14 protein-coding genes and 1 tRNA gene are annotated in these 17,117 nt (G+C 42.4%); 6 read left to right on the top strand and 9 right to left on the bottom strand.

The window, feature by feature from the left end:
• The first annotated feature begins 26 nt into the window (after window positions 1-26).
• From ACZ5NL_RS08560 to ACZ5NL_RS08545, 4 genes are all read left to right on the top strand, one after another.
• Complete coding sequence (locus tag ACZ5NL_RS08560) at window positions 27-1,007, top strand: ABC transporter substrate-binding protein (RefSeq protein ID WP_464841876.1); 981 nt, start codon at window positions 27-29, stop codon at window positions 1,005-1,007.
• A 67-nt stretch (window positions 1,008-1,074) separates the two neighbouring features.
• A complete protein-coding gene (locus ACZ5NL_RS08555) occupies window positions 1,075-1,245 on the top strand; it encodes a hypothetical protein (protein ID WP_464841875.1) in 171 nt (56 codons plus the stop codon).
• A gap of 90 nt (window positions 1,246-1,335) precedes the next feature.
• Window positions 1,336-2,073, top strand: coding sequence for a uracil-DNA glycosylase family protein (locus ACZ5NL_RS08550; protein ID WP_464841874.1), 738 nt, complete (start codon window positions 1,336-1,338; stop codon window positions 2,071-2,073).
• Between the two features lie 155 nt (window positions 2,074-2,228).
• A complete protein-coding gene (locus ACZ5NL_RS08545; RefSeq protein ID WP_464841873.1) occupies window positions 2,229-2,942 on the top strand; it encodes a ThiF family adenylyltransferase in 714 nt (237 codons plus the stop codon).
• A gap of 16 nt (window positions 2,943-2,958) precedes the next feature.
• On the opposite strand, the gene ACZ5NL_RS08540 is transcribed toward ACZ5NL_RS08545, so the two are convergent.
• The gene (locus tag ACZ5NL_RS08540; protein WP_464841872.1) at window positions 2,959-4,191 is read right to left on the bottom strand and encodes a 2,3-bisphosphoglycerate-independent phosphoglycerate mutase; all 1,233 of its coding nucleotides are present in this window, start codon (window positions 4,189-4,191) and stop codon (window positions 2,959-2,961) included.
• Between the two features lie 93 nt (window positions 4,192-4,284).
• On the opposite strand from ACZ5NL_RS08540, the gene ACZ5NL_RS08535 reads away from it, so the two are divergent.
• Window positions 4,285-4,776 carry an HIT family protein gene (locus tag ACZ5NL_RS08535; protein ID WP_464841871.1) on the top strand — a complete coding sequence of 164 codons (492 nt, stop codon included), beginning with the start codon at window positions 4,285-4,287 and terminating at the stop codon, window positions 4,774-4,776.
• 29 nt (window positions 4,777-4,805) lie between these two features.
• Here the strand turns inward: ACZ5NL_RS08535 and thyX are convergent, their stop codons facing one another.
• Window positions 4,806-5,537: an FAD-dependent thymidylate synthase gene (thyX, locus tag ACZ5NL_RS08530; RefSeq protein WP_464841870.1), complete on the bottom strand. Its 732-nt coding sequence runs from the start codon at window positions 5,535-5,537 to the stop codon at window positions 4,806-4,808.
• Window positions 5,538-5,729: 192 nt separating this feature from the next.
• Between thyX and argF the strand changes: the two genes are divergently transcribed.
• On the top strand, window positions 5,730-6,677 hold the full coding sequence (gene argF, locus ACZ5NL_RS08525) for an ornithine carbamoyltransferase (protein ID WP_464843431.1): 948 nt from the start codon (window positions 5,730-5,732) through the stop codon (window positions 6,675-6,677).
• A gap of 38 nt (window positions 6,678-6,715) precedes the next feature.
• Here the strand turns inward: argF and ACZ5NL_RS08520 are convergent, their stop codons facing one another.
• The 7 genes from ACZ5NL_RS08520 to ACZ5NL_RS08490 form a co-directional block, all read right to left on the bottom strand.
• Entirely contained in the window at window positions 6,716-7,405 is a 690-nt protein-coding gene (locus ACZ5NL_RS08520; protein WP_464841869.1) for an HAD family hydrolase, read from the bottom strand.
• A gap of 85 nt (window positions 7,406-7,490) precedes the next feature.
• Window positions 7,491-7,566: transfer RNA gene (locus ACZ5NL_RS08515), tRNA-Gln, on the bottom strand.
• Between the two features lie 54 nt (window positions 7,567-7,620).
• Window positions 7,621-8,307 carry a hypothetical protein gene (locus ACZ5NL_RS08510; RefSeq protein ID WP_464843429.1) on the bottom strand — a complete coding sequence of 229 codons (687 nt, stop codon included), beginning with the start codon at window positions 8,305-8,307 and terminating at the stop codon, window positions 7,621-7,623.
• Between the two features lie 56 nt (window positions 8,308-8,363).
• Window positions 8,364-12,191: a DNA polymerase II large subunit gene (locus ACZ5NL_RS08505; RefSeq protein ID WP_464841868.1), complete on the bottom strand. Its 3,828-nt coding sequence runs from the start codon at window positions 12,189-12,191 to the stop codon at window positions 8,364-8,366.
• Between the two features lie 11 nt (window positions 12,192-12,202).
• The gene (locus tag ACZ5NL_RS08500) at window positions 12,203-14,215 is read right to left on the bottom strand and encodes a DNA-directed DNA polymerase II small subunit (RefSeq protein ID WP_464841867.1); all 2,013 of its coding nucleotides are present in this window, start codon (window positions 14,213-14,215) and stop codon (window positions 12,203-12,205) included.
• Window positions 14,208-15,470 (bottom strand): ORC1-type DNA replication protein, encoded by a 1,263-nt coding sequence (locus ACZ5NL_RS08495; protein WP_464841866.1) that lies wholly within the window; start codon window positions 15,468-15,470, stop codon window positions 14,208-14,210. The genes ACZ5NL_RS08500 and ACZ5NL_RS08495 overlap by 8 nt, the downstream gene beginning before the upstream one ends.
• 291 nt (window positions 15,471-15,761) lie before the next feature.
• Entirely contained in the window at window positions 15,762-17,087 is a 1,326-nt protein-coding gene (locus ACZ5NL_RS08490) for a RuvB-like helicase (protein ID WP_464841865.1), read from the bottom strand.
• Window positions 17,088-17,117 lie beyond the last annotated feature (30 nt).

The following is a 17,117-nucleotide window of genomic DNA, read 5'->3' as shown; positions in this document are numbered from 1 at the left end:
TGGACAAATTATCCAAGGTGAAAAGCATGAAGAGAAATGCCCTTATAGCACTATTACTTGTATTCGGAGTGTTTATTGCTGGATGTGTGGGCCAAAATCCCACTGCATCAACACAAAGTACTCCGAAAGAGACACAAACAACGAGTTCTCCTGTTGAAAAGTACCCCCTAGAAGTCACAGACTTTGCAAATAGAGAGGTGAAAATAGAAGCTGAACCCATGCGTATTGTATCCCTCGCTCCTAGCATTACAGAAAGCCTCTATTTCATTGGGGCATTGGACAAAGTCGTTGGAATCACGACATGGGATAACTACCCAGAAAATGTTCAAAAAGGCCGAACAGTGGTTGGAGACATGGATCCCGACATCGAAGTAATTGCCTCCTTAAACCCTGATTTAATAATAGGGCTCAATTATCACCTTAAATACCTAGATCAGCTGGAGAAGATCGCCCCTGTTTTAATAGTTGAACCTCAAAGCATAGAGGAAATTTATACCGCTCTAGAGCTCCTTGGAAAAGTGGTCAACAAAGAAGAACAGGCCCAGAATGTTATAGCTGAGATGCAGGATAGGATAGCCGCAATTCAAGAAAAAGTGAGGGGAGAGGAAAGACCCAAAGTTTTCTACATTGTCTGGGCTGACCCATTGATGACAGCCGGCAATGGGACATTTATTGGGGAGCTGATAGATCTTGCAGGAGGAGAAAACCTTTTCGCAGACCTTCAAGGGTGGGCTCAGGTGAGTGTTGAAGAAGTAATTGCCAGAAATCCAGATGTAATCATTCTCCCTCCGAGTGCAGGGATAGCTGCAAGTGATTTATGTGATGGCCCGCTTGCAACTACCAATGCTGTGAAAAACGGTCAGGTATATACCCTTAGCAGTGACGATATAATATCAAGACAGAGCCCAAGGATAGTTGAAGGATTAGAGGAGATTGCAAAATTCTTGCATCCAGAGAAATTTGGCTTTGAAGCCCAACCTCTGGTTTGCGAAGCTAGTACTGGTTAATTTCTCTTTCTTTTTAATTTCCCAGAATCTTTAAAAGCCTAAGGGATTATTTCTACAAGGGGAGAAGATGGAAAGAAAGAGGCTTTACCGGTTGTTGCTCCCAATAGTTGTAATTCTGGCTATTTTGTACACTTTGGGCCTCATAGGGATCGTGCCCTTTACAATAAGTTACTACATCACAATTTTTATGATATTCTTGTTTATTTTCCTCCGCTGGGAAGCTAGGATGAGAAGATAACATTTAAGCAGTTTTTTCCTTTTTACCAAGGACTTTTTAACCTCCAATGAAACCACCAAAATTATAAGCACGCTTGATATTTCTATTTATATGTTGTTGAGATTTGAGGATTTAAAAAAGGTCGGCGAAATTTACATAAACCCCAAGAATCTTAAAATCATGCCCCTTATCTTAAGAGATTGGCAAGATTTGCTCGCTTTAGATGAAAAAACTTATGGAACCTATTCAAGGACAATATACAATCCCTACGAACGCTTTTTAGTTAAAACTCCTGAAGAAGAAAAGAAGGCCTTACAGCTTGTGACCCTTTATAACGAATTCATCAATAATCCCTTGAAATTCTGTCATAAGGAATATTATGAATATCAACTCACTATAAAAGCCTTTGAGGGCCTTCCTTTTGCAAACGGCTGGGTTGGCTCTGGAGTTGTCCTTGTGGGGGAAGCTCCTGGAAGACAGGGATGCGGATTAACAGGTATATGCTTCTACCGAGATGCTTCTGGAATGCTTCTTCGGAAGACCCTTTTTTCCCTTGGTATAAATCCAGATTTCGTTTATATTACCAACGTCGTAAAGTGCAACCCGCCAGAAAATAAATTAAGGGGGTTTGATGAGAGGGAGCTTTCCCTTCTAGAGAGGGAGCTCGCGATAGTCAGGCCCAAAGCCGTGTTTGCTATCGGCCGGAGTGCTCATAAAGCATTAGAGAAACTGGGACTCAAAGTAATTTATCTTCGACATCCTGCCTGGTATGTAAGAAAAGGGTTGAGAGAACCCAATGAGGAAATTCTTGAGGAATACCAAGTGATAAAGAGCTCTTTTAATAAATAGAAAGATAGCAAAGTATAATAAATTCTTAGCCTGAACAAATTAAAGGCATATCTTTATATAGTATGAAAATCAATTACAAAATAGTTGATATAATTCAAGAAGAATCTTTATATAATTAAATGGATTCTAATTTGGGATATTAGGAGGTGTTATTCTTGCTTACCAAACATGAAAGGGAAAGACAAGATAGAGAGATTAGGCTTCTTGGGCCAGAAGCCCAAAAAAAGCTCAAAGAGGCCAAAGTAGCTATTGTGGGCCTTGGAGGATTGGGCTGTCCTGTAGCTTATTATTTGGCTGGTGCCGGTGTAGGAACTCTTCTGTTAATCGATTGTGAAAGCCCCGAACTTAGCAATCTGGATCGTCAAATACTTTACTGGGAAGAAGATGTGGGGAAAAATTCCAAAGTGAGCTCTGCAAAATGGAAACTTGAACGTTTTAATCCAACAATAAAAGTGGAAGTTTCCGAAAAAAAGTTATCAGAAGAAAACATAAAGAAAGTGCTAAAAGGGGTTGATGTCGTCGTTGATTGCTTAGATAACTTCCATACCCGATATCTCCTGGATAGATACTGTCAAAAAGCAAAAATACCTTTAGTGCATGGTGGAGTTAAGGAGTTTTACGGAGAGGTCACCACAATTATTCCAGAAGAAACTCCAAGTTTGGAGGAGCTATTTCTAGGATTTGAAGATACAGAAACAGAAAAAACGCCAATTTTGGGGTCACTTGCAGGAATTATCGGTACTATAGAAGCAGCAGAAGTTGTAAAGATTATAACCCACTGCGGGGAATGCTTAGCCAATAAACTGCTCATTGTGGACTTGGCTACAGATTCCTTTGAGACAATAGAACTTAACAAGCCAAAAACATGATAAAAAGGAAAGCAAACTAGGCTCCGAACTTTTCAGTTCTTCCCATTAAATCCATCATCATCGATACTATGTACTTTCCTCTTATTCTCCCTATTCCTCCACGCATACACTCCCTCTCGCCAAAACTCTCTGTGTAATCTGTCCTAACTCCTCCACCGGCCATTAATAGAGGCACTGGATCCCCACTGTGGTTCTTAACTTCACAGGGTGTTGAGTGGTCTCCTGTGATGGCTATGACTGTTTTCTCAAGGTCAATGTTCTCTATTATGTATCCTATCATTTCATCCGCTTTCTCAATCATCTCTACCTTTTTCATCGGATTGTTATCGTGACCAGCTGCATCAGTTGGCTTGAAATGGAGAAATACAAAGTCATAGTCCTTCAGAAGCTCAACTACCTTCTTTGCCTTTGCCATTGGGTCGGTGTTGTATTCACCTGTAGCCCCCTCGGGAGTGTAGACGTCAAACCCTATTGCCCTTGCAACCCCTTTGACTAAAGCAGTTGCAACAACGGCAGCTGCCTTAACCTTCCACTCTTCGGTGAACTTCATTGGGATGTTTGGATAGGTTCCGGCTCCGCGAATGAGGAGGTAGTTTGCAACTGGTTGTCCTTCCTTTCTTCGCTTCTCGTTTATCGGGTGCTTTTCAAGAACCTCATGGGCTTTCTGCACGAACTCCTCGAGAATCTCTGCGACCTTCTTGCTATCCTCATCGGCATATTCAAATTTGTGTGGTGGCTTTCCGGCATCGTGGGGGTCGTTTTCACCAACCTTATACCCTTTGGCCATGCCTTTAAGCACGAGAACCGCCCTGTGACCTGTTGCTCCGACAAATATGAAGTCCACCGGTATTTTAACGTTCTCCTGAATGGCCTTTGCAAGCTCGTGAGCTTCTTCTGTGCTTATTCTTCCAGCTCTCCTGTCAGTTATTATTCCGTTCTCGATTGTGGCAAAGTTAACTCTAAATGCCAAGTCGTCCTCATCTAGGTCTAATCCCACCCCTAGGGCCTCAAAGAAGCCCCTTCCTCTGTAGGTTTGATATGGATCATAACCGAAGATTGCCAGATGCGCTGTGTCGCTCCCAGCGGGTTTACCCGGGGCTATGGGGTCTTGCTGCCCGAGAATTCCGATCTTTGCGAGCTTATCCATGTTTGGAGTTTTTGCGTACTCAAGGGGAGTTTTCCCATCAAGTTCTTTTACGGGTCTATCTCCAAGCCCATCAAGAATTATAAGAACTCCCTTTCTTTTCATACCCTACCACCTAGGGTGAATACAGAGAGAGAATTAAAAACTTTATGAGAAACCTTTTTAATATCAATGTTTTCTCCCAATTGAGGTGAGAGCGTGAAGCTAATCTGGGCACCGTGGCGCATCGAGTACATTCGTTCACCCAAGCACAACGGATGCATATTTTGCGATTTCCCCAAAGAAAACCGCGATGAAGAGAAATTGATTCTCTACAGAGGTAAGCACGCCTTCGTCATCATGAACAACTATCCCTACAACCCCGGGCATGTAATGATCGCTCCTTACAGGCATGTTGGACAATGGGAAGACCTCACCGATGAGGAGCTTTTGGATATTATGAAGCTTTCCCAACTCATGATAAAAGCCCTTAAGAAGGCTATGAATCCAGACGGTTTTAATATGGGAGTGAATCTTGGAAGAGTAGCGGGAGCTGGTATAGACGACCACGTTCACCTCCACATCGTGCCAAGGTGGAATGGTGACACTAACTTTATGCCAGTAATAGCTGACACGAAAGTTATCCCCGAGTCCCTTGAAGAAGCATACAAGGAATTAAAAAAGGCCTTAGAAGAAGTTTTAAAAGAATAATTTCCCTGACTTAAAAGATTAAATCAAGTCTACTCGGCAACGCTTTTCCACTTTTCCTTTGTCATCTTCAGGCATCCTGGTGGCATGAGTTCTCTCTCAGGGCAGTAGCCCAGGGCTATGCACCTTGGTCCGAGCTTTGCCCATTTTATTATCGGCTTTAGCTCTTCTATCTTGGCTATTTCCTTGAGCATTTTCCATGCAACCTCTCTTATCTCCCACTGTGCCCTTTCACACGCTCTAAAGCCCAGAAAATGTTTGAGTTCTCTCAAGTTCATTGTGACCACGAGTTTGGTTTTTACTGCTTGGGGCAAGATGAAGCGTGCGTCCTCTTGGTGTATCCCTTTAGCATAGGTCTCTTCGTAAAGCTCTATTGCCTCTCTCATAAGCTTTTTCCATTTTTCATATAACTCTGGACTTTCTTTAATGCTCTCAGGAATAACAAACGTTTCTTCAACGTCTTCTGGATTTATCTTAATGTAACGCATTGACTGTTGGGTATAGCTTGCTAGTCTATGTCTCACAAGCTGGTGACTACAGATTCTTGAGCATCCTTCAATTGCAAAAGTGAAAGTTGCGTGTTCCAAAATTGATTCGTGCCCGTAGCTGAGAACCCTTGGTAGATGCCTCTCCACATCTGCCATTGTTGTCTTTTCGAAGGCTTCACTTTCCCATTTATCCCAATAACTTATTAGAGCTGCCCAGGTTACTGTTTCAAGAGGTTTTGGAGTGTAGTTTACTAGCTTGACCTTTAGACCTTCCATCACACACACCTGGAATAAAAGGGGGAGACTTCCCTTATTAGCCTTGTTGAAAACTTCAGCAAAATATAAGTTTGGTTTGATTTACATTTATCCACTAGCTTTCAGAAATTTTTTGAAAATTTTCGCCATAGGTTATTTTCTAACGACGAAATAGTTATTAAAGAAAATGCCAAGCTTTAGACGGTGATGCACATGGTAGTGAGTTTAGCTGGAAGGGATATACTATGCCTTCAGGACTTTACAAGAGAAGAAATTGAGACAATTCTAAAAACAGCTGAAATGATGAAAATCTGGAACAAAATTGGGAAGCCACATCGAGTTCTCGAGGGCAAGACTTTAGCTATGATCTTTCAAAAACCCTCTACAAGGACAAGAATAAGCTTTGAAGTCGGTATATACCAGCTTGGTGGATATGGGCTGTATTTAAACGCCCAGGATCTCCAATTGAGGAGGGGAGAAACGATAGCAGATACAGCGAGAGTTCTCAGTAGATATGTGGATGGGATTATGGCAAGGGTTTTTGATCACCAAGACGTTGTTGATCTTGCAAAATATGCAAGCGTTCCCGTCATAAATGGTCTTAGTGATTTCTCACACCCATGCCAAGCTTTAGCTGATTACATGACTATAAAAGAGAAAAAGGGAAGAATTGAAGGGCTTAAGGTTGTTTACGTCGGCGATGGCAACAACGTTGCCCATTCCCTCATGATCGCAGGAACGAAGCTAGGTGCAAATGTTGTTGTTGCTACACCGGAAGGTTATGAACCCGACGCAAAGGTTATAAAGTGGGCTGAGCAGAATGCTGCAGAGAGCGGGGGAAGTTTTGAGCTTCTCCATGACCCGGTTAAAGCAGTTAAAGATGCCGATGTGATATACACCGACGTCTGGGCTTCAATGGGTCAGGAAGCTGAGGCCGAGCAAAGAAGGAAAATATTTGCTCCATTCCAGGTTAACAAAGAGCTCGTTAAGCACGCAAAGAAAGATTACATCTTCATGCACTGCCTCCCAGCCCACAGGGGAGAAGAAGTAACCGATGATGTAATAGACTCACCAAACAGCGTTGTTTGGGATCAAGCAGAGAACAGGTTGCACGCCCAAAAAGCAGCAATGGCTTTGATAATGGGTGGAATTAAGGTTTGATCTCCTCTTTTTTCTTCAAAATTTAGAAAAATTTAGAATTAAATCCGGGATAGGACTTCTGGCAGGTCTTTTACACTTTTGACCACAAAGCCTCTCTCATGTATTTGCTCGATCTTTTCTGCCTTGGGATTTATCCAGCATGCGTACATTCCCACACTTAATGCCCCCTCAAAGTCTTCCGCTCTGGTGTCCCCAATATGTATTGCTTCGCTGGGAGGTATGTTGAAGTGTTTCAATGGTGCTAGGAATGCCTCTCTCATGGGTTTGTAAGCTTTGACTTCATCCGAATAGAACTGCTTGGTTATGTAATCACACACTCCAAACTTTTCCAAGATGAGCCTTGTGTATGCAGAAGGCCAGAACATCACATTGCCAGTGGTAGTTATGATGTACTTTCCATGGAGCTCCTTTAGGGTCTCCTTTACGCCGAGAAGGACAATTTCCTCGCCAACGGTTAGGGTGGCCTTTGCAGCGGCCCTCTTGATTATCTCCACTTCAACCCCCAAGGCTCTTGCAAGAAGCTCTTGGCTTTCCTCTAGGGCTTTTTCTGGATTGCCTCTCGTGTCCTTTCTTATTCTTTTGATTTCTTCTCTAACCTCAAGGATTTTCTCCATGACTTCTTCTTCTGGTAAATTCAAGAGGTCTGAAAGGGCCTTTCCAAGGGCTTTAATCATTACTTTGATATCCAGAAGGGTGTTCCAGACATCAAAGGAGATCAGCTTTATCATTGCTATCACCTTAGTGGTATTGAAAAAATGGATTAATTAAGTTTAAGTTTTTGATTGAAGAATTTGGGTTCTGGAGCCCGGGGTTTGGTAGCCCCGCGGGGATTCGAACCCCGGTCGCGGGATCCAAAGTCCCGCATGCTTGGCCGCTACACCACGGGGCTGCGCCCAATCACTACTTTATGGTTGCATTTATAAATTTTACTGCAGAAGAAAAGCTAGAATATAATCTCTTCCTCCCCAATACCCAATGAGAACTTTGATATCACTTTCTCGAACTCGCTTTCAGCTGTATATACAAATCCGCACGTGTGGCATTTCAAGTAGTTATCCTCCACACTCAGCTCGGAGAAGCAGACTGGACAGCGGTATTCGCTCCTCTCAAGCTCTTCAAATATCTCGTTTCTCATAACCAGCATTTTTAGGTCGTTTTCCCAATCCTCGTGCACCATTCCCCAGTACGGGGTGGATACTGGATAATAATCCTCAAGTATCAGGGGGTTAATGCCCAAACTTCTGATCCCGGGTGGTAGCTTTTGAGCAGGTTCAATAGAAACCACGAACTGGTCATAGAACTCTATGTATTGGGATCTTACGCTTATACCCGATGTTATCCTCTTTTTGAGGGGATATATCTGGAGAAACAGCAGGTCGTTTGAAGGCTCAAAAAATACAGAAATCCCCACGTCCCTTCTCTTAAAGAAATATGAATATTCATCTTCACCAATTTCTTCGCCAATGAGGGAAAAACCAAGCTTTTTCAAGGCCCTATTAACAAAAGAAGGCTTTGGGAGAGACTTACGAATAATTAAATGCTCCCCTATCCATCCGGCTAATGCCATTGAATAACCTACATAAAACTGCCTCTGGATTCTAAGGTAAGCCACACTAGGCACTAATTTCATCGCTCTCAAGAATAATCTTGCTTTTCAAGTATTTATCTTTTTTGCTGAATTGAAAGTTAAGAGCCAAAGAAATCCTCTAAGCTGATGACTTTTTTGCCTCTTTTCTTTTTAGATTTGATATCCTTCTTCTCTTCACTCTCTTTGAGCTTGGTCTCCTTGGCTGTGCTTTTTTCTTCTCTCTTCTTTTTCCACTTGCCGTTTTCTCTGAGCTCATCCAAATATCCGTTTTTCTTTGTGATTTTTCCCGTCCTTTCTGCAATCATTCTTTCACAGACGTCCATAGCACCAAGTGCAAGAAGGGTTCTCTGGGTTTCTGGAAATACATTCTGGAACAGGCTCTTTATGTCTTTTTCTGTAATACAGATTCTCTGTCTTGTGTAATCTATAACGTTATAATGGGTAACCAGCATCTTCGCTGTGGGTAGATATTTCTCAATTGCTCCCTTTGAGACTGTGAGAACTATCTTGCCCCCGCATTTTGGACATTTTCCAGTTAGAGGTGGCCTCCGGTATTTGGTGTTACACTTCACACATCTAAATTCTTGCCTTGTAAAGCTTCTTAGGTTTCCTCTTAAATCTGGCACTATGTGAGAGTTTATTATAGTCTCAGCTACGTGGTGCTCGTTCACTGCTCTAATGCGTTCTGCTAGGGCCAACTGCCTGCTTACCTTGTCTTCCATGTCTCCTAACTGTTTGTAGAGGCTCATTTTTGGACCTAAAGCTATGTCGTCTGTATCGTGGGTAAACTTTAGTCCCTCGTACATTTCTGGCTTGCCCAAACGATCTTCCACCCTCTCAATAACTCCAACTAGCTCCTTTGGAGATTTAAGCTCATAAGTTGCTCTGTAGAACTCTAAAGGATAGTATCTGGCTACATCCATATTGTGAACTTCGCTATCAACTTCTCTTGGGTCAAGCCTTGTAGTTACGACGAGGGGAGCATCCATTTTTCCTCCACGTTTTTCCGGCAGATAGTAACGTGAGAAATTAAGAAGAGCATCGAGAAGGAGCATTACACTGTCTTCGTCGCCATCGCAGTTTCTCCTCTTTGCTGCGTGGTAGTACGGATGAGCATAGCCAACGAGGGCATCAACGAAGCCTATAATCCTTCCAATGATTCCAGCTGATGTATGGGGAGCTAGGCCGATCACTAGATGCCCTATTAGATCTTCCATTTTCTCAACGTTGTAAAACCTCGGCAATCCGTAGAACTTTTCAAGAAGGTCATCTATAAACTTTGCAACTCTGACTAGATACTTTCCGGCCTCTTTTGAAAGAATTACATCTTGGACTTTGAGCTCGACTATCTGATCCTCACTTACAAGGGGCTTTCCCTCAAAGTCGTGGGTATAGCCAAGCTCCTTTAATTTTTCGACACTTGTCCCTATCTCCTTAGGTTTGAAGTGGGTTATCGGAGCATCTGTGGCGTCAAATCTTATGGTGCCATCCTTAAAGACGTAGACATCGTTTTTTGCCCTTAGTATTCCTTTTTCGAGAGGTTCTGCTATTTTGTGGGCGGAGCTCATACCCATTACGCCTTTGAGCCTGTCGAGAGTGTAAACTCCAACATTTTGCATGGACTTGTTTAATAGTTCTGATGGATTTATCTTTCTCTTGCGATAAGCTTTCATTTCTATACCACATTTTGGGCATTCCGTGTCGATTGTTGATTCAAAGCCACATTTAGGGCAATGATAGAGTAGCTTAGCCTCGCTTCCACATTTAGGACAGGTGGGATAGATATCTACATGACCGCAACTGGTGCATTTGAAGTGTGCTATTTCAACTTCTGCGGTTTTTCCTTCTTGGGCAGCTTTGTAAATATCTCTCGAACTTCCTCCGGCTAGTCCTATCGGGAAAAGAACATGAACTGGGGGTTTCATTTTTCTTTCTTTTGCCTTTTCTGGTCTTCCCATTCTTGCCCCTATCCAGCTGATTCCTCTGTCTCTAAGCTTAACATCACTTATCTCATTTATCAGATCTATGGGAGTGTAGAATTCTTTGAATTCAATTTTCTTCTCTAAATTGGCTAAAGGAGTTAACAATGCTGCTGACCATGGATACTCAATTATAACGAGGTCCTCAGAGACTTTATGCTCTATCCCAAGGAGCTCCAGATATCTCTTGGCCTTTCCTAGAGATTTGAGAGGGATTTCAACTCTTTTCGCATATTTGAAGCCTCTATATTCTTCCCAATCTACCCTAGCATTTACGAGGGCATTTTGAAGAGAAATAAGCTCTTCCGCCTCTAGGGTATTCCAGTAAAGTGTGTAGTAGGGATGAAGGGGTATTTTGAGAATGCGCGAGAGGTGTATAGCGTCTTCGACTGAGGGCTTTACTTTGACCGGATCGTGAAGAAGCCTTCCCAAAAATTCTGGATCTAGGTCAAGATAATCTGCAGCTTCCTCCACAATTTCTCGCTCGTTTTCCTGGAAAGGTTTGAGCTCAAGTTCGTAAACTTTGTTTACCGCTTCCACAAATTCCTGAATCCACCACTCTTCAACATAATTGGCAGGTAAAAGGGTTTGATTGTTCTCCACAAAGTCTCCAAAGGCTATAAGTGCATCTCCAAGGTATAGAATCTCCTCAACTTGATCTTTCAGTTCGATGGCTCTGTAATAATCGTCAACTCTCACAACGCTTCCATCTTTTAACTTTACAATAGGCCCCTCAATAGTGGTCACTGGGGTCACAATTGCCCCTTTCCCGGGCCTTTCGGTCTTTATTTGTGTTCCTACAGCTAGGAATTCATCGACCATTATCATGACTGCTGGATTTATGCTCCACGTTGCGAATCCACTCACTCTGCTCCTTCCATAGCGGAGCCTAAAGCCACCGTTTCTTGAAGGTTCAGCAAAAAGAGGTCTCCCGCCTATTATTTCTTTTGTGTATTTTGGATTTGGAGCTATGTTTTTTCTGAACTTCTCGTAGAGCTCGTAGTAAAAGCCTTTTTCCACCTTTATGGTGGTTTTTTCTAGGTTCTCCTCTTTAACTTCTTCACTCTCTTTGTTTCCTCCTTTTCCCTCTCCGCCACCCTTTTCTTTTGCCTCAACGAACTCCTTTAGCCATTCCCAGCCCTCAATGCCCATTTTGTCAATATACTTTACAAGCTTTTTCGCCTTTTGGAGAACACCTTCTGCCAAAACGAGGATTGCTCCTCCCCTTAGATGGTTCGTTTCTACTCCGGGAACGTTTCTGTGGCTTACCTCTACGTCATCGGTTGCTTCTCCAGTTATCTCTATTGGGATGTTCCTCACTGCTAGACGGACTTCCTCTGGTGAAGGGTGATATTGGAGTCTTGTAACGGCTCTGTGATAAAGATCTACCTCCTCAACATATCTCTCTATATGTTCTTCACTTGGCTTAAACCTATCAAGGCCGAGCTTCCTTCTGACGTAGTCTCCAACAAGAACACTTAGGGCCTGCGCTGTCCCTCCGCTACTTCTAATTGGACCGGCATAATAAATTGCAAGGTAATTGGTACCGTCTGAGTTTTTCTTTATTTTAACATCAGCTATTCCTTCAAGAGGAGCGGAGACAATGCCCTCAGTTAGAATCGCCAGAGCGGTTCTCACAGATTGATCGGCAAGTTTCTCTTTGCTCTCAAACTTTCCAAATTTTCCTTCTATTATTTCATCAACAACCTTAAGAGCGGCAAGTTCTTTTCCATATTCCTTCACGAGCTCTCTTATTCTCTCGGCAACTCCCTTTGGACCCACAAGACTCTCAACTCTCCCCGCCATATCGGTTGCCTGGGGGACTTCAATGTCTCTCACAGGATCTTTCCCTTGAGCTCTAGCTTGTTTGGCTATCTCATAAGCTTTGTCAATCTCCCTTTGCAGGGATTCGAAATATCTTCTCATATCTTCGCTGTAAAGCTCCATATTATTTCACCTCAGACGTCACACCACTTACTAAAGTCCACTATCATTCTTAGCTTGGCAGTCTCCACATCTATAATTGGAACTCTGGCGGGAGTTGGAACGATATTAACCATCTTCTGGAACTCCGTTTGAGCTTGCCAGGTTGCCGAGTTTATTAGGAAGACTCCTCTGTATATCTGGTAGTCCAAAACGTGGACATGACCCATCTGAACCAAATCTGGAACACTCTCTATGACAAGCAGGTCCTCTGGATCAGGAGCTATTGGGACTTTCCCTCCAAAAGTTGGGGCTAAGTGCCTTAGTTTCAAAAGTTGCACCATGGGCTTTACGGGCTGATGGTGGCTCATATTTGGAACATAGCTAACAACATCCTCTATTCCTCTACCGTGAACAATTAGAAACTCTCTTCCATGTAAATCTATAACGGCGGGATTGCTTATTATGACAGCATTCTTCAGTTCATAAAGGGGCTTTGCATATTCTCTATAAAACTCCGGCTGTGGCAAAGCTGTTCTCGCAGCATCGTGGTTTCCCGGGCCTATAAACATAGTTATATGATCGGGGACGTTGGAAAGCAAATTGGCGAGAGCCTCGTATTGATCAAAAATATCAGGTATGCTTAGTTCGTTGTATTGACCTGGATATATGCCAATGCCATCAACAACATCACCGGCTATTATCATATATTTTATCCTGCTAACTATCTCCTCTTCAGCCTTTGTGTTTACATTCCCGTTTAGCCACTCCAAAAACTTCATGAATGCCTTCTCACAGAACTTGTTGCTCCCCACGTGTATGTCACTTATCAGAACGGCGTACACTTTTTCTTCGAGCGGTGGTTTTTCCTTTTTATACAGCGGGACATCAGGGAGGTAAATGTTTTCTGCAAAAAATATTCCTCTTTTTGAATACCTCCCCTTGAATGCCACTACACTGTCGGGCATTATCTCAAAGGCTTTTTTGTAGTCCTCTTTGTCTCTCCCTATGAAGACTTTTATTATTCCGGTTAAGTCCTCAACCTCAAACATATATCCGTTTCTTGTTTCTCTTTTTGAGTTTACGAGCCCTATGATTGTTATGTCCCCTTCGGGGTTTATATAGCTCAGTTTTCCTATATCAATAACACCAGAAACTTCGGGATTTTCACGAAGTATTCTTCTCATCTTTCTCAGTCTGCTTTTGAAATAATTCTCATAAACCTTAACAATAATCTCTCCTTCCTTAGTTGTCCCGTTTTTAGCCTTTGGCGGCTTGAGCTTAACGTTTCTCACGTCAAATTTAACCTTGAAGTCTGGCTCTAGCTTTTTGGCAATAAACTCAAATCCTTCTTTTGGAGAAACCTTAAAGTCGGCATAAACGGAATAAGCTTTCTTTTCCTCTTCGGGTAATTCTTCCTCAGCTACCAAAGGAACCCCATATTCCTCGAAAATAACTTTTCTTTTAACTTCTCCATTTTCTCCATTCTCTTCTCCATTAGCCTCAAAAGGTTCCTCTACTTCTTCTGCCTCTTCCACCTCTGCAAATTCTTCTACAATCTCTTTGTTATCCCCCTCAATTGTCTCTACTTCTTCTACAAATTCGCTTACACTTTTTTCGTCTTTCTCCCCTATTTCTTCCATTAGAGGCTCTTTGGTAATTTCGGAAGTGGCATATCCTTGAGTTTCTGGAATTTGAGGAGGCTTTTCAACTTCTTCCTCTCTGCTTACAGACGCTGGAGTTTCTAATGCTTCCTCGGTTTCTGGGATTTCTAACGTTTGTTCCCCTTCAAATTCTTCCGAGCCTTTTTCTTCAGATTTTTTGCCTGTCATGAACTTCTCTAGGTGTTTTGGTTTTGTTATAACTCCCTTAGACTCTAAAAACTCCTCTGCAATAATCTCATCTATTATGAAAGTCCCTTTTGCCTTTGCGAATTTTATAAGTTCTGGGAGGGTAAAATCCTTGTTGTAGTGTTCAGACAAAAGAAAATATGCGGGGGGAGTTATTAGATAGCTGTTTGATATCAAACCCCTCACAAGTTCATCCATAGAACAACCTCCTCTGCTTAAGCATGCTTACTGATATCAATGGCCTCAATGTCTCTTCAAAGCGGTAGATGTTTTTAACTTTATAGGGTGTTATGTTGAGCCTTATCTCTTTTGTTCTTCCGTATCTGCCCTTGCTGACGACCTTGGCATTGATAATACCGAGCATATCCAGCTCATTTATCAAATCGCTTATTCTCCTTTGGGTTAAAGGCTCAAGGTCGAGGTAATCACAGAGATCTTTATAGACGGAGTAAACATCGCCCGTGTTTGCCGGTAATTCTCCGTTTTCGTCGAGGAGGACTATTGCATAGAGCAGAATCTTTGAATGTAGGGGAAGTGTTTTAATTACTTCCTCCATGGTATCTTGCTCTATCTTTTCTTGGGCTTTCCATACGTGTCTTTCAGTAACCTTTGGAGCCATTTCTCTCTCCGCTATCTCCCCGCTCACTCTCAGCAGATCAAGAGCCCTTCTTGCGTCTCCATGTTCTCTCGCTGCCAAAGCAGCACACAGAGGAACAACAGCTTCATCCAACACACCGTCATAAAAAGCCTCTTGAGCTCTCTGCATAAGTATGTCCCTCAGCTGATTAGCGTCGTATGGTGGGAAAACAACTTCCTCTTCGCTTAAACTTGAGAGAACTCTTGGGTCGAGATATTCCTTGAACCTCAGGTCGTTTGAGATACCTATTATGCTTACTTTTGCTTTTTTAAGTTCCGTGTTTATTCTTGTTAAGGAATACAGGATGTCATCGCCGCTCTTCTTAACCAGCTTGTCTATCTCGTCTAAGACTATTATCACAAAGCGCTCTCTCATATCCAGCACTTTCTTTAGCTGTGCATAAACTTCATCAGTTGGCCATCCTACAAGGGGAACCTCTACACCGCTCTCCTCTTTGAAATGGTTAACTATGTTCGCTAGAACCCTATACTGGGTATCAACAATCTCACAGTTGAGATAAATAACATCTACTGGAACATTGTACTTTTGAGATATCCGCATCAAATCCTCAGTTACATACCTAACGGTAACCGTTTTTCCAGTTCCTGTCTTCCCATATACAAATATGTTTGAAGGCGTCTCCCCCCTTAAAACAGGGACTAATATGTGAACGAGAGTTTCTATCTGCTCTCTCCTGTGTGGAAGTTCTCGGGGGGTATAGCTGTGCCTCAAAACATCCTTGTTTTTGAAGATCCGCTGTGTGTGGAGATATTTTTCAAAAAGTGATCTTAGGTTGGTCTGTCCTTCCTGTAACATTCCTCGTCCCTCCATTGGAAATATATCCAATTCTTGACAATTTGACCAATTTTTTGGTCTTCTTAGTTATTATAGCACAAATTTGTGCCTATTTTTTGCATTTTTTCATTTTAATTCAGTATAATTTTAACACCTTTTAAAAGGTTTCCACTGGAAGCAGATGATCCAGAGGAAGGCATTTCATAGGTTATAATCAGGGGTATATATGCTTTGTTGAGCAAATTTATGACTAAAATCCATGGAGCCTTTAAAAATATTTAGACTTAAAGTAAGTTTATAAATAAAAAAAACTCAGCGGAGCATCCCTTCAAGATTTTGGACATATTCTGTGCTTCTCTTTATGTCGGCGAAATATTCTCTTGCTTTCTCAATGTGGCCTTTTTCTACCTTTTTACCGTCAGCTAAGATGCTTGCGGGAGCTAAAAGCTGAACTGCATATCTCAAGCTTGTCTTTTCTCCGAGCTCTGCCAGATACTCTAAAGCTTCCTCTGAAATCTCTATACCTTCTTCTCTCGCTCTTATCTTCACGATTTCCTTGACTTCCTCCTTTTTATAGGGTTCAGTGTTGATTATTAGTAATCTGTCGAGCATGTCTATTGGTATTCCATGGGGTGATTCTAAGTCAGTTCCCCTTATCTTTGTGATGCCCCTGTTGGTTGCTAAGATTAGAATGGGTGCCAGCTCATTTTCCATGGCTCTAGCTAAGAACGAAAATGCCTCTATGTCAAGCATATGGCATTCATCTATGAAAAGAACTCCTGGCACGAGAATGGCTTTTCCTTCCTCTATCCACTGCTTCACCATTTCATCAACTTTCTCTCTTATCTCATCTGTAATCTCAAGTCCTCCCCCAAAGAAGAGGCTGAATATTCCACCAGCCCGACTGTTTACGAGATCCAAGTCATGGAGAGTCACTGTATATGTGAATTCCTTAATCTTGAGCACAGGTCCGCTTGGCATTTCGATCTTTTTCTTGAAGAATAGCCCTTCTTCTTCCTTTGTCGTTCCGAGTTTTGAAATTCTGCCTGTTTCGGCATCTATTTGAATAACATCTCCCTCTTCTACTCCCATCTCTAAAAGCTGGTATGCTATCTCTCTCCCAGCCCTGATTGTTTTTTCATCGTCTTTGGTTTTTAGAGTAATTACAACGGACTCGGGGATTTCTACATAGGGATTAAAGGGATGTTTTGTCTTGTTGACCTGTATTCTCTCTACCTTCCCTTCGTAAACCTTTCTCTCCTCGCTTATCCTAACTCCAATTGCCCTTCTCAAAGCCTGCTTTAGGAATTCGGTCTTTTTAATTTCAGCGGAGTATATCTCGCTTCCAGAGATCTGAACAAAAGGCACATCCTCTCCAAGTTCTCTTGCTATGCCCATTGCAATGGCGGTTTTTCCACTCCCTGTTGGCCCTGCAAGGAGAATTCCTTTGCCAGCCAGCTTCCCTTTCTTTATGAGCTTAACGGCAATTCCTGCTGCTTCTCTTGCCCTTGTTTGTCCTACCATCCCGTCTGCAATGAACTTGGCTTTACCGTTTTCATCTAATCCAAGCCCTCTTATGTGGGAATGACTGCCTATTCTCTCAAATCTGTGGGTTGCGACTTCTTCAATAAGTGGCATCTCTACCTCCCCCCTAAATTCTTTAGAAAC

This window comes from Thermococcus aegaeus (genome assembly GCF_055393685.1).
This window is presented reverse-complemented; position numbering and strand designations above follow the sequence as displayed.